This is a genomic window from Sediminicoccus sp. KRV36 (genome assembly GCF_023243115.1).
In the GTDB taxonomy this organism is placed as follows: Bacteria; Pseudomonadota; Alphaproteobacteria; order Acetobacterales; family Acetobacteraceae; genus Roseococcus.
The window spans coordinates 4701713-4727421 of the sequence record NZ_CP085081.1 but is presented as its reverse complement, the minus strand read 5'-3'; the positions used below and the strand labels follow the sequence as shown (position 1 = coordinate 4727421).

The window sequence follows — 25709 nt, the reverse complement described above, 5'->3', positions numbered from 1 at the left end:
ACCGGCGCGGCACGCGGGCAGGATGGAAGGGTGGATTCTTGACGGGCTCCACTTCGGCAGGCGAGGGGGCGGCAGACCAGGGGTTGGCTGGCCAGGCCGCAGAGGCCCCGGGCAGCCCCGGCCGCTTCGAGATTTGGGCGCCCGTCTCCTTTGGCGAGCTGGTGGACAAGGTGAGCATCCTGCGGCTGAAGGCGTGCTTCATCCGCGATGCGGCCAAGCAGGCCCTGGTGGCGACGGAGCTTGCGATGCTGCTTGAACTTCTGGATGCGGCGCTGCGCCACCGGGATGGGCCCGACATCCGGGCGGGCATGGCGGCGCTGGCCGCGGTCAATCGCCAGCTCTGGGAGATTGAGGATGACATCCGCGCGCATGACGTGCGGCAGGATTTCGGCCCTGGCTTCATCGCCCTCGCACGCGCGGTCTACACCCGCAATGACGAGCGTGCGGCGATCAAGGCGCGGCTGAATGCGCTGTTCGGCTCGCAGGTCGTGGAAGTGAAATCCTATGGGGGAGCGGCATGATGGCTGAAGCTCCCGGAGCATGGGCGCCACCCCTGGGTGCCGCGCAGGACGCTGCCCTGCTGGGCGGGGTGCAAGTCACCGAGGGCGCGGCACTGGGCGGCTGGTTGCAGGACCCTTCGCGCCCGCTTTGGCCCGTCATCTTCGGGCTTGAGGTGAATGGAGCGGCGCTGGGCCGGCACATCGCCAATCTTCCCTTGGCCGTTGCCCCGCCAGGCATCCCGCCGCACGCCCCGCTGGGCTTTCGCGTGGCGCTGCCGCCCGGCCTGCTGCGGCCTGGCGCCAATACCGCCCTCTTCTTCACCGGCGATGGCCAGCGCCGCCTGGAACTCGCTTTCCGCCACGGGCCGGCCGCCGCCGAACCGCCCAAGCCATCTGAGCCCGGGCCACCCGACCCCCGGCCAGCATCGGCAGCCGAGGATGCCGAGATCGCAAAGCTGCTCGGCCGGCTGGAGCCCGAGCAGATCGCCGCGCTGGTTGAGAAGGCTTTCCAGTCGCGGCAATGGAACGTGGTGCTGGCCCTGACGGGCGGGTCCCTTGCCGGCAAGTCGAGGGATGCCCGGCTGGTCACCTGGCGCGGCCGCGCCTTCTACTATCTGGGCCGGCATGCGGAGGCGGTGGAGGCGCTGCGGTGGATTCAGGCGCGCTATCCGCAGCGGCACACCGCGCTGCTGTTCCTGGCGCGATCCCTGGGCCATCTCGGCCAATTGGAGGAGGCGCGCCGTATCCTGCAGAACAGCCTTGCCGCCTATCCGGATGAACCGCGCTACCTGCTCGAAAGCGGGCGCATCGCGGCCAGGCTGGCGCAGGGCGATGATGGCCAGGTGGAGCCCCGCCCGGAACTGGCGGAGGAGGCGCAGCAGCTGCTGCACCGCGCCGCCACGATGCGCCCGCAAGACCATCGCCCGCTGCGCGCCCTGGCGCATCTCGTGCTGCATGCCGGGCGGTTGCCCGATGCGCTGGAACATCTGGAGGCGGCGATTGCCCGCGCGCCGGACCAGCCGGAGCTGCATATGGAGCGGGCGAGGCTGCTGACCCGGCTGGGCCGCATCGAAGCGGCGCTGGAAGCGGCCGAGACCGCGGCGGCGCTCGATCCATCGCGCGGCGGCGCGGGCTTCGCGGTGCGCATCCTCCAGCGTTGGCTGGAAGCCCGCCATGCGGGACCGCTGGCCAGCCTCGTCGGAGTCCGCACGGGTTGAGCGAGGGCCTGCCCCAGGCGGAGCCGTTGTCCTGCTCGCAGGCGGAGCCGGGGCATCTTCGCTTGGCCGGCCAAGTCGCGGCGCTGGATGCGGATTGGGTGGAGTTCGATCCGGCCCAGCCAGCCGCCATGCTGCCCAACCTGCCGGACCGCGCGGCGCTGGTGGAATGGGAAGGGGCGCCTGGCGCGCCCCCCCGGCGCATCTGGCGCCTGGCCTATCTGCGCGAGCTGCTGGCGCATGGTCTGGTCGCCCCCGAGGAACCCGTCGAAGCACTGCTCGCCCTCGCGCGGCAACACCCGCTGGCGCATCGCCCGCGCCAGACCTTGCCGGAGCTTCGGCCAGGCCCGGCGGCTGGCCGGGAGGTGGCGCTGATCTCACGCTTCGGTGTCGAGAAATTCGGCGGGGTGGAGCATTTCCTGCTCCAGATGGCGCGGCTGTACCGGGCACTCGGCTACCGGCCGATCATCCTTGGCACCCGCGCCGAACGCCTGGGCGAGACGGGTGAAGTGGAGGGGATTCCCTACGCCTTCCTCGCCGAGACGCCGGAGGCGCTGTTCCGCTTCGCCCTGCAACGGCGCCTGGGGTTGATCCATGTCGTTTCCGGCCTGGGGTTCGAGGTGGCGGCGGCGCTGCGCTTCCTGGATGTGCGGATCATCTTCGGCGTGCATTTCTGGCGTGAGCTGTTCCACCCGACCACCGCGCATGGCGGCTATTTCCCGCATTGCCCACAAGGCCACCAACGCCGCGCCGAATTCGAATTCCTGCTGAGCGATGCCGATGCTGTCTATGCCAATTCCGAATTCACGCGGGATGTGGTGGAGGCGCATTTCGGTCCGCGCGTGACGGTGCTGCCCTCCCTGCCGGATGATGCCCCGTCCATGGCAGCGCCGGATGCGGGCGCGCGGGACGTCGTGCTGCTCGCCAATGCCAGGATGGACAAGGGCTTTGGCATGATGCTGGCACTTTCGGCGCGCCTCTCCGCGCGCTTGCCCAGCTGCCGTTTCGTCGCGCTTGCCACCCAATCGGATATCGGCGGCGCGCAGGCGATGGCGCGGGATGCGGGGCTTTCGAATGTGGAAGTGCTGGAGCGCGTGCAGGACATGCAGCCGCTCTATGCCCGCGCCCGCGCGGTGCTGGTGCCGAGCTATCGCTTCGTCGAGACCTTCAGCCGCGTGGTGATCGAGGCGCAGCGGGAGGGCATCCCCGTGATCGGTTCGGATCGCGGCAACCTGCCCTATCTGCTGCGCGAAAGCGGGGTCAGCCTGCCGGAGGAACCCGGGCTTTGGGCGGAGGAGCTGGCGCGGCTGTTTGAAGATGCCGAATACTGGCGCGAGAGGTCACGCCGCGCGCGGGAGAATGCCGACCGCCATCGCTTCGCCGCGCAGCAGGGGCGCCTCGCGCAGTTGCTCGCCGGGCTGGATCAGCCGGTGCTGGTGGCCGTCGGTTCGGGCATCGGCAATGTCATCCATACCACGCCGCTGCTGCGCAACCTGGCGCGCCGCCTGGGCCGGCCGGTGGATGTGGTGGTGGCGGGAGATTCGCCGGGCGCCCTGGCCGTGGTGGCGAACAGCGCGCATGTCCGCCACGTGTTTCCGCTGACCGACATCGTTCTGCGCCGGCGCTATGCGCTGGTCTTCGTGTTGCAGAGCTTCGGCTCGCTCGTGCCGGAATTCAGCGCCGAACGCGTCGTGCATTCGCGCGAGTGGGATGTGTTCGATGCCTCCCACGCGCTGCATGAAGCCGAGTTCAACCTGGCGTCGGCTTCGGCCCTGCTGGGCATCCCCTATGACGCCGAGGATGTGCGCGCCTGCCAGATGGGGGAGCTGCATCGCCAGGTGCCGCCGCCGCGGTTGCTGGTGGGCCTGCATGCCGGCTCCAAGGGGGGGATCTGGGCGGCCAAGCGCTGGCCGTATTTCGAGGAGCTGGCGCAGCGCCTCCTCGCCCGGGGCATCGCTGTCGCCTCCTTCGGCACGCCGGAGGAGCATGTGCCCGGCACCGAGGACCGCACGGGCGGCACGGTCGAGGAAATGGCCCGCGCGATGCGCGATTGCAGCGCCTTCCTGGCCAATGACAGCGGCGTGATGAACATCGCCAACGCGCTCGGCCTGCCGCTGGTGGCGCTGTTCGCGCCGACGGCGCCGCGCACGCGGGGCCCGCTGGGCGCGCAGAGCGTCATCATCGCGCTCGACAAGCCCTGCGCACCCTGCGAATTGGCCGGGCCGGACGGCGCCTTCCGGCAATTGCGCTGCCGCTGCATCAGCGAGATCACGGTGGAGCAGGTGGAGGCAGCCCTGCTGGAACGGCTGAGGGCCGGGGAAGCGATCGGATGATGCTGGACCAGCCGGAATATCCCGCCATGGCGTGCCGTCAGAGCGGAGGATCGCATGGCCGTCGTTGATCGCATCGAGGGCTCGGATTGGCTGGTGGTCTGGAAGCGGGACTCGGATGCCCGGGCCGGCCAGGCGAAGCTCGCCACGCCGGAGGGCACTGCCATCCTGGTCGATGGCCGTGCCTGCAACGCGACGTTGCGCCTGATCCTGCCCCTGCCGGCCCAGCTGGATGGGGTGATGGTCGGCCAGCTCGACATCGCGCTGGAATTGCGGGCCGAGAAAGCCAGCCAGGCGCGGCCGGTCGAGTGGATCGCGCTGCTGCAAGGGCCATCCGCCGATGATCTCGGCATTGCCCGCAGGCTGGAAAACCTGCCGGCCATTGCGGCCAATGGGCGGCGATGGAACTGGTCCTTTGCGCGCGGCGAATGGCCCGAGGCGAAGGGCGCGCTGTATCTCGCCCTGCAATTGGCGCCGCGCAGCCAGCCGGTGCTGGTGGATGTGGAATTGCGCCCGACGCTGGATGCCGCAGCAACCGCGCCCTCCGCTTTGCCCGCCGAAGACATGCCCGACGCGCAGGCGGCCCCGAAGCCAGACCCGGCCCTGTCGCCGCCCGCTGACGCAGCGCCGCTGGTTGAGGCGTTTTCCTGGGCGGAGGCCGCGCTGCCCGCATCGCCCGCCACGCCGCGTCCTGGCGGCACGGCGCCCGCTGCTGCGGCCGAGGCAGCCTTGCCCCACGCGCCAGCCGCGACGCATGAGGCGGATGCGTCCAGCGCTCCGGCCATACGGGCCGAGCCTTCCCCGCCCGGCGTCGCTCCGCCAGGGCCAACACCGCCGCTGGCAGCCGGGGCTGCCCTGGCCGGGGCGCCAACGCCTGTGCCCCCTTCGACGGCGGCCGGGCTGATTCGGCCTGGCGCGGCAGCGCCTGAAGAACCCGGCGCGGCTGCGCGCGAGGAACATCGAGCGGCTGCGCCTGAGGAACCGGGCGCGGCAGTGCCTGAGGAACTGGGCGCGGCAGTGCCTGAGGAACCCGGCGCGGCAGTGCCTGAGGAACCTTGTGCGGCTGCGCGAGATGAACCCGGCGCGTTCGCCGATACGGCATGGTCATCCGAGCAGGCCCGCATGGCCTCGCCACAGGCGGAAGCGTCGCAGCCTGGGCTCGCACCGGCCCCACCCCCAGCGGCAACCCCGGCCGCCCCATCCGCGCCCGAGCGGCCTGGCCCCCCCTTGCCCAGCCCCCTCTTGCCCGGCCCCGCCCAACCCGGCCCCGCCCAGCGCCGCCGTGTGCGGCCGCTCATCGGCGAAGCCAGCGTGGTGTTTCGCTCGGCGGCGGATGCCCAGGCCTGCGTGATCACCATCGAGGATGCCACGCGCGGGATCATCCAGCTGGACCCGTCGCGTTGCGAGAAGGATGTCCGTGTGATCCTTCCGCTGCCGCCGCAATCCCTCCCCGATCCCCTCCCGCCTGGCCTGTGCCTGCCATTCGGCCTCGGCTTGCAGGCGGCCGAACTGGGCCCGCGGGAGAACCGGACCCTGCTGTGGCTCGGCGTGACGCAAGGCGCCTCGCCCGTCAGCCTCGAGATGCACCTGCTGCTGACCAAGCGCATCCGCGCCAAGGCGCAGCTCGAATTCATGGCCTGGCATGGCGGGCTTGATCCCGTCGTCGAGCCGGGTGCGGCGCTCTATGCGACGCTGCAGCTGGCGGGCGGCGGCGCGCCCGTGCGCTTCACCCTGCCTGAACCCGTCGCATCACCCAGCGGTGGCCAATGGCTGGAGGGCGAGGGGTTACTCGCGCAATTCGCCGAGGGCGTGGCCCCGGGGCGCATCCTGCTGCACCGGTCCGGGCGCAGCCTGACCGCCGCCCCCCGCGCTCTGGCCGGGCCCGCCGGCGAGGCGCGGCTCTGGCTGCCGCCGGCCGAACTCGCCAGCCTGCTGCATGAGGCCGGCTGGGCGGATGGCGGGCGCGTCGAGGCGCTGCTGCTCAGTGGCGATACCCTGCTGGACCGCCGCGAACTCCGCATCCATCCCGTGCGGGAGGAGGGCGGGCTGCGCGAAGCCACGGTGGAGCGCATCCGCGGCTGGGCGGCCCTGGCCGGACAACCGGAGCAAGGGGTCCCGCTGGAACTCCTGGTGAATGGGGAGGCCTATCAATTCCTCACCGCCCGGGGCGAATTCGAGACGCGCCTGCTGCTCACGACCACCACGGAAGGCGATGTGGTCGAGCTGCGCGGCCGGTTGACCGGGCAGCGCCTGGGGCCGCCCATGCGCCTCACCGGCCTGCCGCGCCGCGTGATGGATCCGGCGCGGGCGCTGCGCGCGACGCTGGGGCTGCGTGAACGCCGGCCGGGTGTCAGCGTCATCGTGCCGCTGCGTGATGGCGATGCCGAGGCCGCGCGCTGCCTCGCGGCGCTGCGGGCGCATGGGCCGGCCTCCGCCCGTGTTTTCCTGGTGGATCACGGCTGCACCAGCCCGGCCATGACCGCGCTGATCGCGGCCCATGACCCGGCTTGCGTGCTCCGCGCCGAGGGCGGGCGGGCGGCGGCCTGCAACCGCGGCATCGCGGCGGCGGGCCGCGATGACGTGGTCCTGCTGATGCCCGAGGCTGCGCCCGGGCCGCGCTGGTTGCAGCGCCTGGTTTTCGCGGCGCTGGCGGGTGACAGTCTGGCCAGCGTCAGCGCCCTGCCGCCCGAGATCGCGCATCGCGCCGCACCGCTCTGGCAGGAATGGGGTGCCGAGGATGCGCAGCGCCTGGTGGCGCAGGCCGCCGGCGGGCTGCTGCCCGGCATGCCGGCCATGCAGGGGGCCTGCCTGTATCTGCGCCGCGCCGCCCTGGACGAGGTGGGCGCCTTCGATGCGGCGGGCTTCCCGGACGATGATGGCTGGCAGGCGGATTGGTCCCTGCGCGCCCGCTACCTGGGCTATGCGCATGGCATCGAGGATGGCTGCCTGATGGGCGTCACCGCCCCCTTGGCTTCCCCGACGCAGGAGGCGCTGCTGGGCCACCGCTACGCGGAATGGCCGCGCCTGCGCGAGGCGGCGCTGGCGGACCCTGCCTGGCTGACCCTGTCGCACCGCCTGGCCATCACCACGCGTGATGCCCTGGCGGGCGGGGCGCGGCCCCGGCCGCGATGGCTCTTCGCGCTGGGGCTGCCCGATCCGGATCTGGAGGCGGCGGAGCTCGCCTTCATCGCGGCGCTGGATGCCGTGTGCGAGCCGCTGCTGCTGCGCTGCACCGGCCGCGAGATGCAGCTCTCGCGCCTTACGGCCGGGGCGGAGGCGCTGCTCGCGACGCATCGGCTGCGGCATCCGCTCGGCGTGCTCGATCATCGCTCGGCCGAGATGGATGCGGTGGTCACGGAATGGATGCAGGGCGAGGCGGTGGAAGGCCTGCATATCCGGCATATCGCCGGCCACAGCCTGGGCCTGGTCGAGCGGGCGCGGCTGCTGGAGCTGCCGGTGGTGCTGGCGCTGCGGGATTTCTATCCGGTCTGCCCCAATGCCGCTTTGCTGGACGCGCAGATGCAGGCCTGCGGCGGGCTCTGCACGGCCGGCGCCGGGGATTGCCAGCCGGCCTTCTGGCCGCGCGACGCGGTGCCGCCGCTGCGCGACCGCTGGGTGCATAACTGGCGCGCCATGCTCGGCCCGGTGCTGGCGCAATGCGATGCCTTGCTGCTGCCCTCCGATGCGGCGCGGGACAGTGTCCTGCGGATTTTTCCGGCCCTGGATGAGCGCCGGTTCCATGTGCTTGGCGCCCCCAACCAGGCTGCCCCGGTCACGCCGCCAGCACCACGGCCGGGCGAGCCACTGCGCGTGCTGGTGGTCGGCGATGATGCGAACCTGGCCAGGCTCCAGCGCGAGGCGAGCGCGCTGGACGCGAAGGAGCGGCTGGAGATCCTGCGGATGCGTGAGGCGCAGCCCGCTGTACCGCTGCCGCCCGCCCATCTGGCCGCCATCCTCTCGCCAGAGGTTGAGGCGGCGCTGCCCATGCTCTGGTCCGCCGGCTTGCCGGTCCTCACGCTGGAAGGCGGCGCGGCCGCGGCCGCCATCCGGCAGACCGGCGGCGGCTGGGTCCTGGCGGATGCCACACCCCAGGCCATCCACAAGGCGCTGCTGCGGATCGCGGCGGATATCGAGGGCCATGCCGCGCGCGCCGCGGCGGTGCAGGCCTGGTCGCAGGGTGAGGGGCGCTGGGCCGGCCTGATGGCAGCGGCCGCCGCATGCGCCGCCCTGCATGCGCGGCTGGGCGCGGCGGCGCGCCCAGCCCCCAGCCGGGAGGCATGAGCCGATGACGACGCCCGATGCACGCCGCGCCATCAAGGCCGCCGCGCCGAAAACCCGCCTCGATGATCTGCACACCCATGATTGCCGCGTCGTTCCCGACCGCGAGGCGCTGCTGGAACGCCTGCCGCGTGGCGGTGTCGCGGCCGAGATCGGCGTGGCCTTTGGCGATTTCACGCGCCAGATCCTGCGCCGCAACAAGCCCGCCCGCCTGCACCTGATCGATGTGTGGGATTCGCCCCGCTACGCCGAGGGCCTGGCCAGGATCGAGGCCGAATTCGCCGAGCGTTTCGCGGCCGGCCAGCTGGTGGTGAACCGGGGTATGTCCGTGCAGGTGCTGCCCGGCTTCCCGGATGCCACCTTCGACTGGGTCTATATCGACACGGATCATTCCTACGCGACCACGGCCAAGGAGCTGCGGCTGTGCCATGCCAAGGTGAAGAAGGACGGGCTGATCCTGGGCCATGACTATTGCAACGGGAATGTCATCACCCCCTGGCCCTATGGCGTGATCGAGGCCTGCCACGAATTCTGCGTGGATTACGGCTGGAAATACGCTTACCTCACCCTCGAAAGCCATGGCCATCTGAGCTTCGGCCTCAGCCGGCAGGCCTGAGCGTCTTGGCTGGCTCCCCCGCCGCCCTGCTGCTGCAGACCGCGGACCCCGTGGTGTATCGCGGCTTCCTGGAGGTGACCGGCCTGGTCAATCGCGCCTATTGCACGCGCCAGGGCATCCGCTACGCGGCGCATATCGGCATTGCGCGCGGCTGCCACCCCTGGCACGCCACCTTCAACCGGATCCTGCTGTTGAAGGGCCTGCTGGATGAGGGCTTCACCGGCTGGCTGCTCTATCTGGACGCCGATGCCTATGTGGCTGATCTCGACTTTGACCTGCACGGATTTCTGGCCAGCCGCGCGCATCGTTCCATCCTGGGCGCGCTGGGCCACAACAAGGCCCTGTCGGACATCAATGCCGGCGTCGTCTTCTTCAATTTCGCCCATCAGGACACGGCGCTCATCCTGACGGAGTGGCACCGGCTGTTCCTGCAGGAGGTGACGGAGGAGATGCTGGCGGGCAGCACGGCCGGCTGGAGCTTTGCGCCGAATGACCAGGATCTGCTGCAACGCGTCCTGGCGGAAAACCTGGTCCGACTCTGGCCGGGCATCGGCATCGAGGAGCGGGATGTCTTCAACAGCACCAAGGCCAGCTTCATCCGCCAGATCCTGCGCCGCGACGCGCCCAGCCTGGCGGAACGGATGGCGCTGGCGCGGCGCGACATCACGCGCATCGCGCTGGCGGCGGGCCTCCCTGTTCCGGACTGATCCGGGTTAGGATGGCGGACCCTGCGCAGTGGAACCCAGCCTTGAAGTCGCTCCGCGACATCACCCTCCCGGCCGATAGCGCCGATGCCGAAATGGCCTTCCGGCTGGTCCTGGGCCGCTGGCCGGCGCGCGCGAGCGACCTGGAGGCGCATCTCGGCCGCTCGCTGGCCGAGGTTCTGCTGCATCTTCTGCGCTCGGCCGAGTTTCGCCAGAAGGTGCTGCCCCGGCTGCAAGGCGATGACACCGCGCCGCAGACGCTGCTGGACCCTGACCTCATCGCCTGGGTGGCGCAGGCGCTGGGGCTCTCCGGCGCGCGGCGCTGGCCCACGGCCCTGGCGGAATGGCTGCGCCATCCGGCCAACCTCGCGGCGCTGGCCCAGAGTGAGCCGGGCCTCGCCCAGGCGCTTGGCGGCACGGTGCAGCGCGCTGGCGCCGGCGATTGGCGGCAGACGCTGCCACATCTGCTCTGCGGCCCCGCCCCGCCTCTGCCCGTCACGGAGGGCAATTGCCTGGCCGCCGCGCGGCAGATGATTCTCTCGCCCGCCTGGCGGGAGGCGGTGCTGGCGCCCTTGCCGGGGTTTGCGGCCATCGAGGCGCCGCCCGAATGGCGCGCCCTGGCCGAGGCCCAGTTCCTGGCACCCGGCAAGCCGCCTTCTGGCCAGGCTTGGGCCGGGCTGCTGCTGCATCTGCTGACGGATCGGCATTCGCGGCTGCGGCTGGAATCGGCGCTGGACTGGTTCGAATGCGGCGCGGCGGAGGAGGCGGCCCTGCCCGGGCTGATCGCCTTGCGGGATGCGGTGTCGCAGGCCAGCGCCGCATCACCCAGCCCCGCATCATCCAGGCCGCCATCGGGCCATCGGCAGGTGCAGCGCGCCCTGGCCATGGCCGAAGCCGGGCAGCGCGGCGAGGCGATCCGGCTGCTGCGCCGCCTCACCACGGAAACCCCTGCCCTGGCCGAGGCGTGGCTGTGGCTGACCGAGCTTCTGGCCAGCATGGACGACCTGCCCGGCGCCCATGCCGCCCTGGCCGAGGCCGCACGGCTGGACCCCCCCGGGGATATGGTGCCGCAGTTGGCCGCGCGGCTGGCGCTGCGCGAGGGCCAGGCCGCATCCGGGTCGGCGCTGCCGGCGGAGGGCCCCTTGCGCCTCGCCCTCGGCTTCGCACCGCCCGAAATCCTGGCCGAGGCCCTGGCCCCGACCCCCCTGGCGCTGCTGGGCGCGCCGGCGCTACAGGGGCGGGCATGGCTGCTGCATGCGGCCCTCGCGCGGCTGCCACCGCCGCCCGCCGCCCCGCATGCGCTGCTCTGTGCCCTGGCGCGCACCGCCGCCGCGGCGGGGGACGCCCTCGCCGCGCGGTGCTTCGCCGAAGCCGCGCTGGCGCAACGGCCGGATGAGGCGGAGACCATGCTGCTGCGCGCCCTCGCCATCCGCCAGGCGGGCGATTACCAGGGCGCCGCCGATGCGCTGGACCAGCTTCTGGCCGCCCACCCCACGCATGAGCTGGCGGCCGAACGGCGCTTCACCTTCGAGCTGGACCTCTGCCGCGCCGACCCGTTGCGCCCTCGCGCCCGGCTGGAGGAATTGCTGACGCAGCGGCGCGTCGTCCTGCACCGCAAGCTCGCGCTGGACCCGCTTTCCCCCGCGCTGCGGCTGGAGCATGCGCGTCTGGCCATCGCCGGCGGCCAAGTGGCGGAGGCGCGGGCGCTGCTGGAGGCGCTGGCCGAGGCCCGGCCCGGCTGGGCGCCGCCCATCGCCGCCCTGATGTATCTCGCGCAGGATCTCACCGACCATGCCGGCGTGCTTGCCGCCTGGGCGCGGCTGCCGGCGGAGGCGCGGGGCGAGCGCGCGGTGATCGCCGCCGCCAAGGCCATGCGCCTCTCGGGCGGGATCGAGGCCGCGCAGGCGCTGCTGGCGGAGCACCTTCCGCGGGGCGATCCCGGCATCCTGCGGGAGCATGCGCGCAATCATTTCTTCGCCGGCCGCTTTGCCGAGGCGGCGCTGGAGGCGCAGGCCTGGCTGGACGCACCCGTGCCCGATCCGGAATTCGGGCTGCTCGCCATGGCCATCGCGCTGGAGCAGCGCGCACCCGATGCCGCCCTGCGCCATGCGGCCCGGCTGGAGGCCACGGGCGTGGCGCGCAGCTTTCCGATCGAGGCGCCGCTGTTCCGCTGCGCCGCCCTCACTCAGGCGGGCGATTGGGCGGCCGGCCTCGCCGCGCTGGATGGCATGTTCGCGCGATACGGCGCGCGGCCGCTGCGCCGGGACGCGGGCCTGGGCGGCGCCGCCCTGGACCAGTTGCGCGGCGCGGGCCCGGACCCCGATGGCCTGGTGCTGGACGGGCCGAAAATCTCGGTGGTGATGACCAGCTTCAATAGCGCGGCCTATCTGCTGACGGCGGTGCGCTCCATCCTGGAGCAGAGCTATCGCAACCTCGAGCTCATCATCGTGGATGATGCGAGCAGCGACGCCACCCCCGCCCTGCTGCGCGAGATCGAGCAGCGTGACCCCAGGGTGCGGGTGATCCTGAAAACCACCAATGACGGCACCTATGTCAGCAAGAATATCGGCCTGCTGCATAGCACGGGCGCCTTCGTGGCGTTGCAGGATTCCGATGACTGGTCCCATCCGGACCGCCTGGCCTGCAGCGTGGGCATGCTGCTGCGCCGGCCGGATCTGATCGGCCTCACCACCGATTGGCTGCGCATGACGAGCGAGGGCGAGATCATCATCAAGGCGGGCGGGCAGATCGCGCATCTCTGCTGCATTTCGCTGATCTTCCGCCGCGCGGCGGTGATGGAGCGGATCGGGTTCTTCGACAGCGTGCGCGTGGCGGCGGATCTGGAATTCATCCAGCGCATCGGTCTGGCCTTTGGCGAACGCGCGGTGCCGCGGCTGCGCTGGCCCCTGCTCGTCGGCCGCGCCCGCGCCGACTCCCTCACCGCGAGCGAGGAATTCGGCCTGGGCCGCACCGGCTTCACAACCATCCGCAGCGATTACCACGCCAGCGCCGAGGCCTGGCATGAGCGCATCCGCGCCGGCGAGGCGACGCCGCGCCTGCCCTTCCCGCTGGGCACGCGGCGCTTTGCCGCGCATGCGCTGATCCTGCCCGGATGAGCGGCACGGGCATCCCGGTGGTGAATGCCACCATCTATCAGGACAACCCCTATCACGGCCTGCTCCATGCCGGGCTGGCCGGGCGCTATGACGCGATTCGCGGCACGGTGGAGGACGCCTTTTCCCTTCTGCCGGAGGGCACCGCCCTGCTGCATCTGCACTGGGAGGAGCATCTGCTGCGCGGCATCCCGAGCGCGGCCGAGGTGCTGCTGACCGTGCGGCACCTGGCCGCGCGGCTGGCGGCATTCCGGGCGGCCGGCGGGCGCATCCTCTGGACGCTGCACAATGCCGCCCCGCATGAGGCGCTGGACGCGGATGCCTTCCTGGAGCTGCGCCGGGCCATCGCCGCCACGGCGCATCGCATCCTGCTGCACAGCACCGAGGCATTGACCCTGCTGGAGGCGCAGGTGGGGCCCGTCGCGCAAAAGGCGTTCCTGCTGCCGCACCCCTCCTATCTCGGCGTCTATGAGCCCGAGCCAGGGAGTGCCGCACCCGCCACCGGGGCCGGGCTGCTCTGCTTCGGCAAGCTGCGCGGCTACAAGCGGCTGGACCGTGTGGTGGAGCGGCTGCCGGAGGCGTTCCTGAGCGGGTTGGGGGCCCGGATCACCATCGCGGGCGAATCTCAGCCGGGCGATGCGGCGCTGGATGCCCTGCGCGCCGCCCAGGCCGGCCGCGCCACGCTCGACTGGGATATCCGCCGCATCCCGGAGGCTGAGACCGGCGGGCTGTTCCGCGCCGCCCGCGCCGTGGTGCTGGATTACGACCGGCCGTTGAGTTCGGGCGTGGCGCTGCTCGCGCTCACCTTCGGGCGGCCGCTGCTGGCGCCGCGCCTGCCCGGGCTGCTGGAAATCCTGCCGGCCGAGGCGCATGGGCTGCTGTTCACGCCCGGCTCCGCCGAGGATATGCGCCGCGCCGCGCGCGATGTGCTCACCATGCCCGAGGCTGCCCATGGCGCCCTGGCGGCGGCCTGTCTGGAACGCGCGCGGCATTATCGCCCGGCCCGGATCAGCCCGATCCTGGGCGCTGTCTATGACGCGGTGCGGCTGGAGGGCTGATGGTGCCTCGGCGCGCGACCGCGCGCCGCCCAGCGGCGACCCGCCGGGCGAAGGCCCATCTGGCGGAGGCCCATTTGGTGGAGCACCGGGCGGCGCAAGGCTGAGCCCCCCGGAGCGGCCGGGGCCGAAATCGCCCTCAGGCGAGCTTGGAGGCGATCCAGTCCTTCATCTGGCCCTTCGGCATGGCGCCGACCTTGGTATCCACGGGCTTGCCGTCCTGGAACAGGATCATCGTCGGGATGCCGCGTACGGAATAGGTGTTCGGCGTCATCGGGTTGTCGTCGATATTGACCTTCGCCACGGTCAGCTTGCCTTTGTATTCCGTGGCGATCTCATCGAGGATGGGCGCCACCATGCGGCAGGGGCCGCACCATTCGGCCCAGAAATCCACGAGCACGGCGCCCTTCGCGTCCAGCACATCGGTCTGGAAGCTGTCATCGGTCACGGCCTTGGTCACGTCACTCATGGGGGGCTCCCTTAATTCGTATCGCTGCAAGGTTGTATCGCGCGGCCCGCAGGTCAAGCGCCCCCCTCGGGCGGGGCATGGGCGTCCAGCAATTCGGCCGGCAGCGGCATGACCCGGGCGCCATAGGTCCAGACCAGCGCGCAATCCACAGGGCGCCCCGGAAAGGCCAGGCGCAGCACGGCGCGATAGGCGGCCATCTGGCGCAGATAGGCGCGGGGCGCGTCTTCCACGCGGGACGGGGGCGGGCGATTCGTCTTGAAATCCAGCAGGGTGATGCGCTGATCGGTGATCAGCAGCCGGTCCACCTGGCCGAGGATCAGCCGTCCGCCAGGCCCGCCCCCGCCTGCTGCATCCCCGCCGATCCGCCCGGCCAGCGGCGCCTCGGCGAGGCTGTCTGGCCCGAAGGCGGCGGCAATGGCCGGATGCGCCATGACCGCCAGCGCCTCCTCCAGGATATCCGCCTGTTGCGCCGCATCCAGCCCATGGCCGGGCCGGGCCAGGAAGCCACGCCCTATGGCGGGGCGCTGATCCTCCGGCAGATCCGGCAGGGATTGCAGCAGGGCATGGATCAGGTTGCCGCGCCGGAAGCGCGCCCCCAGCGGATCGCCCGGCGCATGGGGTGCGGCGGCCGGAAGCTCCGATTCCTCATCCTCCATATGGGAAGGGGTGGCGATGCCCGGCGCCAAGATCGTGGCGGCGGGGATGCGGGCCCAGGCCGGCAGCGAGGCGGCGGCCTCGGCCATGGGCCGCGGCTCGGGCCGGCGCGGATCGCTCTGGGCCGAGGCCAGGCACAGCAGCGGCCCGGCGGCGAAGCCGGCGGCATCGCCGCCCCAGTCGCCCGGCGTGAAATCCTGCGCGCTCGCCCCTTCCAGCCGCGCGAAGCCGGCCGCGATCTTCTCATACCAGCAGCCCGCGGCGGGTGCCTTGCTGCCATGCCAGCCGCAAATCAGCAGCCGGTCCTCGGCCCGGGTCAGCGCCACGTAGAGCAGGCGATTGGTTTCCTCGGCCTCACGCTCGGCCTGCTGCGCATCCGCATCGGCATAGGCGGGCGCCAGGAAGCCCGTCTTGCGCGGCGCCCAGAGCGGAAGCTCCTCCTCCGTCCAGCGCAGCCCGGCGGATTGCGCCGGGGTCGCGGTGGTGTCGGGCAGGATGACGATGGGCGATTGCAGGCCCTTGGCGCCATGCACCGTCATCACCCGCACCATGTCGGCGCTGGTCTCGGCCTCGCGCTTCACCGTGGCGCTGGAACGCCGCAGCCAGTGCAGGAAGCCCTGGAGCGAGGCCGCATGCGCACGCTCATGCGCCATGGCGGCCGTCAGCAATTCATCCAGCGGGTCCGCCGCGTCGGGGCCGAGGCGCGCCAGCAGCCGGGCGCGGCCGCCACGTTCGCCGAGGATCTCGGCGATCAGCGCATGGGCGGGCACATGGTCGGCGCGGGCGGTCAGCGCGGCAAAGAGATCGGCGGCGCGGCCGAGGAGTGTTTCCGCCCCACGCTCGGCCATCAGGCGCGCATGCAGCGTACCGGGTCGGTCATGCGCCAGGGCGAAAAGCGCCTCCTCATCCAGCCCGAAGATCGGCGATTTCAGCGCGGCGGCGAGTTGCAGCTCATCCTGCGGCAGCAGGATGGCGTCCAGTGTCGCCAGCACATCCTGCACGGCGATCTGCTCGATCAGCACCATGCGGTCCACGCCGCCCACCGGCACGCCGCGTTCCTTCAAGGCGCGCACCAGCTGGCCGAGGAAGGCGTTGCGCCGGCGCACCAGCACCAGGATATCCCCGGCGCGGATCGGGCGGCCACGCGTGGGGTCTTCCTCGCAGCGCGCATCGAGCCGCCCATGCGCGATCATGTGCTGGATCTTCGCGGCCAGTGCGGCGGCCAGGCGCGCATCGGCGCCGGCTTCGGCCATGGGGGTTTCGGGCACGGCCCAGGCGGGCGGGTCCTCGGGCTTCTCCTGAGATTGCAGCGGCCAGAGCTCGACCAGGCCGGCCGCCCCCGCGCGATCGGGCAGATGGCGCAGGCTTTGCCCCTCGGCCACCACGCCCTGCCGGGCCGGCCCCTCGGCGAAGACCGCATCCACCAGGGCCAGGATGGGTGGCGCCGAGCGGAAGGACACCTCCAGCGGCACGGCGCGGAATTCCTGGCCGGCGGCGGCGATGGCGCGGCGGAACTCCCGCTCGGCGCGGGGCAGGCCGCCGGCATCGGCGCCCTGGAATCCGTAGATGGATTGCTTCACATCACCCACCGCGAAAATGGTACGCGGCGGCGCATTTTCGCGCGTGCCCTGGCCGGCGAAGAACTCCCCGGTCAGGGCGCGGGCAATGCCCCATTGTTCGGGGTTGCTGTCCTGCGCTTCGTCCAGCAGGACGTGATCGAGGCCGCCATCCAGCTTGAACAGCACCCAGGCCGCACCGGGGTTTTCCAGCAGCTTCTTCGCCGCCTGGATCAGGTCGTCATAATCAAGCCGGCCCATGCGCTGCTTGGCGGCGGCGAAGCGGCGCAGCACGGGGATGCCCAGCACCAGCGCGGCCTCGGTGGCGCGCAGCAAAGCGAGCGCCTCGGCCTGGGCGCGGGCGGCGAGGAGGCGCTCGCCCTCCTGGTCGCAAATGGTCTGGATGAAGCCCTGGTTCGCCCCGGTCTGCCGGGTGGCGAAATTCTTGCGGAGGGTGCCTTTCTCGGTGAGGAAGGCGGCCTCCCAATCCTCCAGCCGCGCGTCACGCCCGGCCTCGTCCAGCGCGAGCCAGTCGCGCATCGCCTGGCCGCGCGGGGCGTCGGTTTTCTCGCTGCCCAGCAAAAGCATGGCGGCCGCGCGGGCCAGCTCCTTTGCCGCAGGCGGGTTGGCGGCATCGCGCCGCAGCTCGGCCTCATCCGCCTGCGGGTCCAGCCCGAGGCGCTGCGCGATCTCGGCCAGCAGCATGGGCAGGCCGCCCAGGGCGGCAAGCCCGGCCTGGAGCATCGGCTCAGCCCGGCGCAGCTGGCCCATCAGCGTGCCCAGCCCGGCCGCGTTGCTGAGCGCGGCCAGGCGCTCCAGCGCCGGGCTGACCAACAGCTCCACCTCCCGCGCGGCGGCAAGTTCGGCGGTGGCGTCCAGCTCCTCCAGCACGGCGAAACCGGGCGGCAGGCCGGCTTCGAGCGGGAAGCCGCGCAGCAGGGATTGCGCGAAGCCGTGCAGGGTGGCGATCCGCATGCCGCCGGGCAATTCCAGCACGGCGGCGAAGCCGGCCCGGGCGCGGGCGATTTCCGCGGCCCCGGGCGCATGGCCGAGCAGGGCCCGCAGCTCCGCCTCCAGCGCGGGCTGCGCGGCCACGGCCCAATGCCCCAGCCGGGCATTCAGCCGCGTCGCCATCTCGGCCGCCGCCGCCTTGGTGAAGGTGAGGCAGAGCAGCCGCTCGGGCCGTGCCCCGCCCAGCATCAGGCGCAGCAGGCGGTCCGTCAGCAGCTTGGTCTTGCCCGAACCTGCCGAGGCGGTGACGAAGGCCGAGACCACGGGATCGGACGCGCGGGATTGGCTTGCCTGCGCAATGTCACGCGGCCGCTCCAGCCCCTTCGGATCATCGGCGTTGCTGCGCGGCCGATTCAGACCCTTCGGGTCATCGGCGTTGCTGCGCGACCGATTCAGCCCCTTCGGGTCATCGGCGTTGCTGTGCGGCCGATTCAGCCCCTTCGGGTCATCGGGCGCGGTCATGCCTCGCCCTCCGCCTCGGCCGACCATTCGGCCATGCGCGCGAGATGCTGATAATCCAACCCGGCGCGGCGGCGGGGATGTGGATGCGCGGGAAAGGCGCCATCGCCCAGCAGGAAGCGATCCGCGAGGCGATGCAGCGCGGCTTCCGCCTCGGCGATGGCGGCCGGGATGTCGAGGGCGAGGGCACGCACCTCGCCCGGCTGATCCGCGCCCGTCAGGCGCCAATACTCCAGCGCGGCGACCGGCCCGGGCGGCACGCCCTGGAAGCCGCCCTGCTCGGCCAGCCAGGCTTCCAGCGGCAATTGCGGCGCGGTGCCGGCCTCCACATCCCGCTTCGAGGGGACGGTACCGGTCTTGTAGTCCAGGATGCGCAGCGTGCCGTCCAGACGCCGATCCACGCGATCTGCCCGCGCCTGCAGCGTGATGCTGCCGCCCGGGCGCTTCACCGTGACGCTCGCCTTCAATTCGGGCCAGGTGGCCAGCAGCCCATTCCGCTGCTGCGCCTCCAGCCCGCGGATGAAGCCGCCGATCCGCGCCAGGCGCGGCGCCCAGAGGGCGGCCACCGCCGGGCGCAACGCGGCCTCATCCAGCGCGCGCCGCGCGGCCGCGTCCCAAAGCGGCCGCGCGGCATCCTCGCCCGGCCAGGCCTGCGGGAGGGCGTTGAGAAAGCGATGAATCGCGGCATGGATCAGGTTGCCGTAATCCGGTGCGCCCGGCTCCTGCTCCAGCGGATCGAGGCGGCGGAGCTTCAGGATGCGCTGGGCGTAGAAGGCATAGGGGTCGGCGATCAGGGTCGCGACATCGCTGACCGTGATGCGCTCGGGCCGGGCATCGCGCGGGGGGCGGGGCGCGGGGCGGGCGCAGGGGCGGATTTCGGCCGGCAGGTCCAGCAGCCGCGCCCATTCGGCGCAGGGCTCGGCCGTCAGGGCCAGGCCGTTCTGGCCTCGCAGAAAAACATCCAGCCGCGTCAGCCAGCGCGCCGGCACGGCGGGGCTGCCGCCGCGCCGCGCGGCGCGGGACAGCACCGCCCGGCATGAGGCGGAAGCCGTCAGCAAGAAATCCGCCGCCACCCGGCCAATGCGCAATTCCGGCGAGGGCAGGCCGAATTCCCGCCGCATGGGCCGGCTCATCCAGGGGCCGGGGTCGCTCGCCTGGGGCCAGATGGTTTCATCCAGCGCGCCCAGCACCACCAGGTCGAAATCCAGCAGCCGGGCTTCCAGCAGTCCAAGGATTTCCACCTGGGGATGCGTCGCATCGCTGCGCCCGCGGGAGATGCGCGCGGCCCGCGTGCTGCCCTGGGCGAGGGCTGCGTCAAACAATCCCGGCCAATCCGCCGGCGACAGGGCCGGAAACTCCGCCATGGCCGGGGCGAGGGCGGCCAGGTGCCGCGCCAGGGCCTCGCCCTCCGCCTGGGCATAAAGCCGCAGGCCGCCGGGCAGGGCGGGCGTGCTGGCGAGTGCCTCGGCAGCGGCCAGATGCTCGGCCAGCAGGTCAGCCGCCGGGCGCAGCGGGCTGCGCGGCAGGGCGGTGAAGGGGCCGAGCGCCGCCTCCAGCGCATCGAGCAAGGCGGCCAGGCGCGGTTCGGCATCCCTGAGCCCGGCCAGCGCCGCGCGCAGCCCGGCAAGGCCCGGGCCGGGCGAAGGCCCACGCAGGATGGCGCGTTCCAGCGCCTGGGTGGCGGAGAGCCAATCGCCCCGCTCCATCCCCCCCGCACAAAGCGGGTGCTTGAGCACGGAGAGCAGCGCCACCGGCCCGCATTCCCCCGCCGCGAGCTGCGCGATCAGGCGCAGGAAAGCGCCGGGTGGCGTGTCGGACAGCGGCTGGCCCGCGCTGTCATCGGCCAGGATGCCGTGGCGCGGCAATTCGGCGGCGACGCGGCGCGCGAGGTCCCGATCCGGCGTTACCAGCGCGGCCCGCGCGCCGGGGGTTTCCAGCGCGCCCCGCAAGGTGAGCGCGATGGCGGCTGCCTCATGCTGCGCGTCACCCGCCTCGATGCGGCTGAGCCCGGCCAGTGGCGCGGCCCAGGCGTCGGGGTTTTGCCCAGTCTGGTTTTGCCCAGGTGGGCTTTGCCAAGGCGCCAGATGCCCGGCGGGCAGCAGGGCGGTGCCCAGCAGCGCCGCCAATCGGCCAGGGGGAGCCTCCACCCAGGGCAAGGCATCGGCCATGGTGGCGCCCATGCGGTCCAGCATGGCGCGCTGGCCGGCATAGGGGTGGGTGGGCGCCTCGCGCAGCGCCTCCCAGGGCAGGGCGGCCGTCGCCGCATCCTCGCCGGGCAGCACGACGAAACCCTGTGGCAGCCGTGTCGCGATGACGCGCAGCAGGTCGGCCGCGGCGGGCACGGTGCCGCCCATGCCGATGCCGGCGGCGATCACGCCGCTGTCAGGGGGCGCATCCTCCCAGGCCACACGCTGCGCGCGCAGCGCCAGCACGCGCCGCACGCCGAGATCGAGCAGCCCCTGATCGGTCAGCCAGCCCTGCCATTCGATGACGATGGCGCGCAGGAAGGTGGTGGTGATCTGCCAATGCACCGCGAGCGATTCCGGCGCCAGCGCCTCCAGCCGCTCCAGCCAGCGATGGCCGAGCAGGGCCGGGTCATCCGGCAGGGTTTCGGCCTCCTCCAGGGCGATTTCGTCGAGCAGCCTGCCCAGCTCCTGGCCCAGCGCCCAGGCGTGTTCGGCGCTGGCGGGGCCGCCACGCTCCCGCGGGAGCTTGCTGGCCAGGCCCGCCAGCACGGCCTGGCGGCGCAGCGCATCCACCGCCGGCGGCAGGCGCAGCAGGGCGGGCAGCGCCAGCTCGTCGGCATCCTCGGTCGAGAGGCCGGCCAAAGCGCGCATGCGGGGCAGCAGCAGCGCGGGTGCCGCGGATTCGCGCAGGAAGGCGGTTTGCAGGGCGCGGGCGGCACGGCGGGTGGGCAGCAGGATGGTGGCGGCGGCCAATTCCCCCCCGGTGCCCAGCCGCGCCAGCACACCCCGCGCCAGCGCCGGCAGGAAGGCCTGGTCGGGGCTGATGGCAAACAGCTTCACAGCCAGTGGCCGCGCATCCGGCCGAGCAGGCGCCGCTCGGTTCGTGCCAGATCGCCCGGTGTCGAGAGATGGAACCAGGCGCCATCATGCACGAGGCCGAACAGGCGGCCCTGGCCGATGGCGCGGTCATAGCAGCGATTGAGGCTGAACCGCCCCTCCGCCTCGGGCGCGACCAGGGCTGGCGCCATGATCTGGACGCCGCCGAACACATAGGGCGCGATCTGGCCCGGACCGGGGCGGCGCAAGCGCCCCGTGGCATCGAGGAAGAAATCGCCACGCCCGACTTCGCCCTCGATCTGGGTGGTGCGGATCAGCAGCAGCAAGGCATCCATTTGTGCCGGGTCGAAATGCCGCGCGAGCAGGGTCAGGGCCGGGGTGGGACCATCCAGCCAATAGGCGTCGCCATTCACCACGGCGAAGGGCGCCTCGCCCAGGCGGGGCAGGGCACGGCGGATGCCGCCGCCGGTCTCCAGCAATTCGGGCTCCAGCTGCAGGCGCAGCCGGGGCGGCGTGCCCTCCCGCGCGGCCAGCGCCGCTGCCACCTTTTCGGCGCACCAATGGGCGTTGACGACCACCTCCTCGACGCCGGCCAGCGCCAGCCGGTCCAGCGCGTGGTCCAGCAGCGAGCGGCCAAGCAGCGGCAGCAGCGGCTTCGCCGTCTCTGCCGTCAGGGGCCGCATGCGGCTACCGAGGCCGGCGGCGAGGAGCATGCCCTTTTGCATCACGGGTTCTGCCGCCGCCCGGCGGGCAGATGCGCATCGAGGAAGCGTGCCAGGGGCATGGCGGCCGGATGTTCCAGCGCGCGGCCCAGCAGCGCCCAGCAGCGCGGCCCGTGCCGCAGATAGTGCGGCTTGCCGTCGCGCCGATCCAGCCGCACCCACAGGGCCGCCACGCGCAAATGCCGTTGTGCCGCATGCACCGCCATGGCCGCGCGAAAGCCTTCGGCATCCAGCCCCGGGCGCTGCGCGAGATAGGCGCTGACCACCGCCTCCCGCAGGGCGGGGTCCACGTCACGCCGCGCATCCTCCACCAGGGAGACGAGGTCATAGGCGGGGTGGCCGGTGGCCGCATCCTGGAAATCGATCACCGCCATGCCGCGCGGCGTGGGGATCAGATTGGCCGGAAAATAATCCCGGTGGACAAAGCCTTCCCCCGCGAAAGGGGCGAGCATGGCGGCAAGCGCACTGCCCAGCCCCTGGCGGATTTCGGGGCCGCAGGGCGTGCCGAAGGTGGCGGGCCACCACCAGTCGCAGAATGTCGCCTCGGTGGCGCGGATCATGGCCGCGGCATCCCAGGCGGGCAGCCCTGCGGGCGGTGGCGCCGCGTGCAGTGCCACGAGGCTGCGCGCGGCGTCGAAATAGAGCGGCGCCGCCTCGGCCCCCGCATCCAGCGCGTCGGCCATGCTGGCCCTGCCCAGATCCTGCACCAGGGCGGTGTGAGTAGCGGCCTCCACGCCGATCACCCCCGGCGCCGGCACGCCGAGCGATTCCAGATGCCGCGCCACCCGCAGGAACGCATCGAGATATTCGGCCGAGGGCGTCCGCATGAGAAGCGCCGGGCGTGGCCCCCCGCTGAGCCGGATATAGTGCTTGCTGGCATCAGCCTGGAGGATGTCCTGCCGGGCCGTGGCATAGCCATGGGCATCGAGCAGCGTCACAGGCGCCCCTCCCAGCCGGACAGGCGCGCCTGCCGGGCCTCCTCCGAAGCGCCGGGGAGCAGTTCCACGTGAAGCGCCCCCTGCGGGACGAGCGGCCCGAGCCGCTCCGGCCATTCCACCAGGATGATCCCCGCCCGCGCCTCATCCCAGCCCAGCTCGATCAGCCCGGCCGGCCCGCCCAGCCGGTACAGGTCGAAATGATGCGCTGCGATGCCGCCCGGCAGGTCATAGGATTGCACGAGGGTGAAGGTGGGGCTGGGCACTTCCAGCGCCGGATCGCCGGTCGCGGCGCGCAGGAAGGCGCGGGCCAGGGCGGATTTTCCCGCACCGAGCGGCCCTTGCAGCAGCAGCGCATCACCCGCGCGCGCCAGCCCGGCCAGGCGCGTGGCCAGCGCCTCGGTGGCGGTCAGGGTGTCGAGCGTGATGTTCATGCTCTTCCATCTTGCAGGGCGGCGGCGAGTCCCGCAAAGCGGGCGGAAGGCGGGTGCGGCCCGCGCATCTTTCGCCACCGCCGCCGCTGGAAGAATCCGCGGCCCGCGCGCATCTTCCCCCCATGCCCGACGATACGCCCCCCGACCCTGGTTTCGAAGCGCGCCGCATCATCCGCGCCGCAACGGCCGCGACCCTCGCCACCCAGCAGGAAGGCCAGCCCTTCGCCAGCCTGGTGACGCCCGGCTGCACACCTGGCCTCGCCCCGCTGCTGTGGCTGTCCTCCCTCTCGGAGCATACGCGGCATCTGCAGCGGGAGCCGCGCTGCGCGCTGCTCTTCACCGCCCCCGCCGAGACGCTGAACCCACAAACCGCGCCGCGCGTGACGCTGACCGGGATCGCCGAGCAGATCACCGATGCCGCGCTGAAGGCGCGCTGGCTGGCGCGCCACCCCTATGCCGCGCTCTACGCTGATTTCGGCGATTTCGCGCTGTGGCGGGTGACGCCGATGGGCGCGCTGATGGTGGGTGGCTTCGCCCGCGCCACGCGCCTCAAGATGGCGCAGCTCCTGCCGGAGCCGGAGGCCGTGGCGGCCATCGCCGAAGCCGAGGCCGGCATCATCGAACATGTGAATACGGACCATGCCGATGCCGTGGCGGTCATCGCCACAGCGCTGCTCGGGGGCGCGCCGGGCGCATGGCTGCTGACTGCGGTGGATGTCGATGGGCTGGAGCTGAGCTGTGGCGAAACGGTGCTGCGCCTGGGTTTCGCAGCCCCCGCCCGGGATGCCGATTCCGTGCGTGCCGAATTGATCCGGACAGCCCGTCGGGCCAGGGCGATTATTGCTGCAACGCAGCAATAACGAATTTCCGCAAAGCCACGGAAATTCGCGCTTTACTGGCATTGACCGGCGCCGTCCGATCGCCGTAATTCCGCCGCGACTGTCATCGAAATGCCCCCAGTGACACTGCACGACCGGGACAGGTGAAACGGTCACGGCTTTGAGCTCGTAAACGGGGAACTCCGCATGACCGCATCCGCCCTCGCCGGCACTGGCGTTGCCTCCAGCAACCCGGTTCACGCCAATCTGACGGCGCCGCTGCTGGTGCAGCACGCCCTGGCGCGTGGGGAAGGCCGGCTCTCGGCGGATGGCGCCTTCATCGCCATCACGGGCGTGCATACGGGCCGTTCCGTGCAGGACAAGTTCGTGGTGGATGATCCCGCCGTCACCCAGGACATCTGGTGGGGCAAGATCAACAAGAAGATGGAGGCCGCGAAGTTCCAGGGCCTCGCCACCAAGGTGCGCGGCTGGCTGGCCGAGCGCCCGGTGCTGTTCACGCAGGATCTCTATGCGGGTGCGGACCCCGCGCATCGCATCCGCGTGCGCCTGGTGACGACCAATGCCTGGCACGCGATGTTCGCGCGCAACATGTTCATCCGCCCGCCCGTGGCGGAGCTCGCTGGCTTCACGCCCGACTTCACCATCCTGCACGCCCCGGAATATGAGGCGGACCCAGCCGTGGATGGCTGCCGCACCAGCACCTGCATCGCGCTGAGCTTCGCGCAGAAGACCATCCTGATCGCCGGCACCAGCTATGCCGGCGAAATCAAGAAGAGCATCTTCACCGTGATGAACTGGTTGCTGCCGGCGGCCGGCGTGCTGCCGATGCATTGCAGCGCCAATGTGGGCGCCGCGGGCGATGTGGCGCTGTTCTTCGGCCTCTCCGGCACCGGCAAGACGACGCTGAGCAGCGACCCGGAACGCAGCCTGATCGGCGATGACGAGCATGGCTGGTCGGACCAGGGCGTCTTCAACTTCGAGGGCGGCTGCTACGCCAAGGTCATCAAGCTGAGCCGCGAGGCCGAGCCGCAGATCTGGGATGCGTCGCACCGCTTCGGCGCCGTGCTGGAGAATGTGGTGGCCGATGAGCGTGGCGTGCTCGACCTCGAGGATAACCGCTATACGGAGAATACGCGCTCCTGCTACCCGATCGAATTCATCCCGAATGTGACGATCACGGGCAAGGCGGGCCTGCCGAAGAATGTGGTGATGCTGACGGCCGATGCCTTCGGCGTGCTGCCGCCCATCTCCAAGCTCTCGCCCGCCCAGGCGATGTACCACTTCCTGTCAGGCTATACGGCGCGCGTCGCCGGCACCGAGAAGGGTATGGGCAAGGAGCCGCAGGCGACCTTCAGCACCTGCTTCGGCGCACCCTTCCTGCCGCGCCATCCGGAAGTCTATGGCCGCATGCTGAACGATCTGATCGCGAAGCATGGCGCCGATTGCTGGCTGGTGAACACCGGCTGGACCGGCGGCGCCTATGGCACCGGCAGCCGCATGAGCATCCAGCACACACGCGCCTTGCTGCGCGCCGCGCTGGATGGTTCCCTCGCCAAGGTCGAGTTCGAGCAGGATCCGTTCTTTGGCCTGATGATCCCCAAGAGCGTTCCCGGCATCCCCGCGCATGTGCTGAACCCGCGCGAGAGCTGGGCCGACAAGGCCGCCTATGACGCCACGGCGAAGAACCTGGTCAGCCTGTTCGAGCAGAATTTCGAGACCTTCGCCGGTGCGGTCGATGCCAGCGTGAAGGCCGCCGCGATCAAGGCGGCGGCATAACCCGCGCCAGCTGACGGAAGG

16 protein-coding genes are annotated in these 25709 nt (G+C 71.7%); 10 read left to right on the top strand and 6 right to left on the bottom strand.

Annotated elements, in window-relative coordinates; translation table 11 throughout:
- The first annotated feature begins 38 nt into the window (after window positions 1–38).
- The 8 genes from LHU95_RS22480 to LHU95_RS22445 all read left to right on the top strand — a co-directional run bounded on the left by LHU95_RS22480 (window position 39) and on the right by LHU95_RS22445 (window position 13813).
- Window positions 39–521: a DUF6165 family protein gene (locus LHU95_RS22480; protein WP_248709185.1), complete on the top strand. Its 483-nt coding sequence runs from the start codon at window positions 39–41 to the stop codon at window positions 519–521.
- Window positions 521–1717, top strand: a complete 1197-nt coding sequence (locus tag LHU95_RS22475; RefSeq protein ID WP_248709184.1) for a tetratricopeptide repeat protein — start codon at window positions 521–523, stop codon at window positions 1715–1717. The genes LHU95_RS22480 and LHU95_RS22475 overlap by 1 nt, the downstream gene beginning before the upstream one ends.
- 62 nt (window positions 1718–1779) lie before the next feature.
- Window positions 1780–4047 (top strand): glycosyltransferase family 9 protein, encoded by a 2268-nt coding sequence (locus LHU95_RS22470; protein ID WP_248709183.1) that lies wholly within the window; start codon window positions 1780–1782, stop codon window positions 4045–4047.
- Between the two features lie 54 nt (window positions 4048–4101).
- Window positions 4102–8325 (top strand): glycosyltransferase, encoded by a 4224-nt coding sequence (locus LHU95_RS22465; protein ID WP_248709182.1) that lies wholly within the window; start codon window positions 4102–4104, stop codon window positions 8323–8325.
- A 4-nt stretch (window positions 8326–8329) separates the two neighbouring features.
- Window positions 8330–8938, top strand: coding sequence for a class I SAM-dependent methyltransferase (locus LHU95_RS22460; RefSeq protein ID WP_248709181.1), 609 nt, complete (start codon window positions 8330–8332; stop codon window positions 8936–8938).
- A gap of 5 nt (window positions 8939–8943) precedes the next feature.
- Window positions 8944–9645 carry a hypothetical protein gene (locus LHU95_RS22455; RefSeq protein ID WP_248709180.1) on the top strand — a complete coding sequence of 234 codons (702 nt, stop codon included), beginning with the start codon at window positions 8944–8946 and terminating at the stop codon, window positions 9643–9645.
- Between the two features lie 41 nt (window positions 9646–9686).
- On the top strand, window positions 9687–12758 hold the full coding sequence (locus LHU95_RS22450) for a glycosyltransferase (RefSeq protein WP_248709179.1): 3072 nt from the start codon (window positions 9687–9689) through the stop codon (window positions 12756–12758).
- Window positions 12755–13813, top strand: coding sequence for a glycosyltransferase (locus LHU95_RS22445; RefSeq protein WP_248709178.1), 1059 nt, complete (start codon window positions 12755–12757; stop codon window positions 13811–13813). The genes LHU95_RS22450 and LHU95_RS22445 overlap by 4 nt, the downstream gene beginning before the upstream one ends.
- Window positions 13814–13949: 136 nt before the next feature.
- On the opposite strand, the gene trxA is transcribed toward LHU95_RS22445, so the two are convergent.
- The 6 genes from trxA to tsaE are packed head-to-tail and all read right to left on the bottom strand — an operon-like array spanning window position 13950 to window position 23073.
- Complete coding sequence (gene trxA / locus LHU95_RS22440; protein WP_248709177.1) at window positions 13950–14279, bottom strand: thioredoxin TrxA; 330 nt, start codon at window positions 14277–14279, stop codon at window positions 13950–13952.
- Window positions 14280–14332: 53 nt separating this feature from the next.
- Window positions 14333–17962 carry a double-strand break repair helicase AddA gene (gene addA / locus LHU95_RS22435; RefSeq protein WP_248709176.1) on the bottom strand — a complete coding sequence of 1210 codons (3630 nt, stop codon included), beginning with the start codon at window positions 17960–17962 and terminating at the stop codon, window positions 14333–14335.
- Window positions 17959–20985 (bottom strand): double-strand break repair protein AddB, encoded by a 3027-nt coding sequence (gene addB, locus LHU95_RS22430; RefSeq protein ID WP_248709175.1) that lies wholly within the window; start codon window positions 20983–20985, stop codon window positions 17959–17961. Before addB ends, addA begins: the two co-directional genes overlap by 4 nt.
- A complete protein-coding gene (locus LHU95_RS22425; RefSeq protein WP_248709174.1) occupies window positions 20982–21695 on the bottom strand; it encodes a nucleotidyltransferase family protein in 714 nt (237 codons plus the stop codon). Before LHU95_RS22425 ends, addB begins: the two co-directional genes overlap by 4 nt.
- A gap of 11 nt (window positions 21696–21706) precedes the next feature.
- Window positions 21707–22642 carry a phosphotransferase gene (locus LHU95_RS22420; protein WP_248709173.1) on the bottom strand — a complete coding sequence of 312 codons (936 nt, stop codon included), beginning with the start codon at window positions 22640–22642 and terminating at the stop codon, window positions 21707–21709.
- Window positions 22639–23073, bottom strand: coding sequence for a tRNA (adenosine(37)-N6)-threonylcarbamoyltransferase complex ATPase subunit type 1 TsaE (tsaE, locus tag LHU95_RS22415; protein ID WP_248709172.1), 435 nt, complete (start codon window positions 23071–23073; stop codon window positions 22639–22641). Before tsaE ends, LHU95_RS22420 begins: the two co-directional genes overlap by 4 nt.
- A 122-nt stretch (window positions 23074–23195) precedes the next feature.
- Between tsaE and LHU95_RS22410 the strand changes: the two genes are divergently transcribed.
- Window positions 23196–23933: a DUF2470 domain-containing protein gene (locus LHU95_RS22410; RefSeq protein WP_248709171.1), complete on the top strand. Its 738-nt coding sequence runs from the start codon at window positions 23196–23198 to the stop codon at window positions 23931–23933.
- A gap of 165 nt (window positions 23934–24098) precedes the next feature.
- Window positions 24099–25688 (top strand): phosphoenolpyruvate carboxykinase, encoded by a 1590-nt coding sequence (locus tag LHU95_RS22405; RefSeq protein ID WP_248709170.1) that lies wholly within the window; start codon window positions 24099–24101, stop codon window positions 25686–25688.
- Window positions 25689–25709 lie beyond the last annotated feature (21 nt).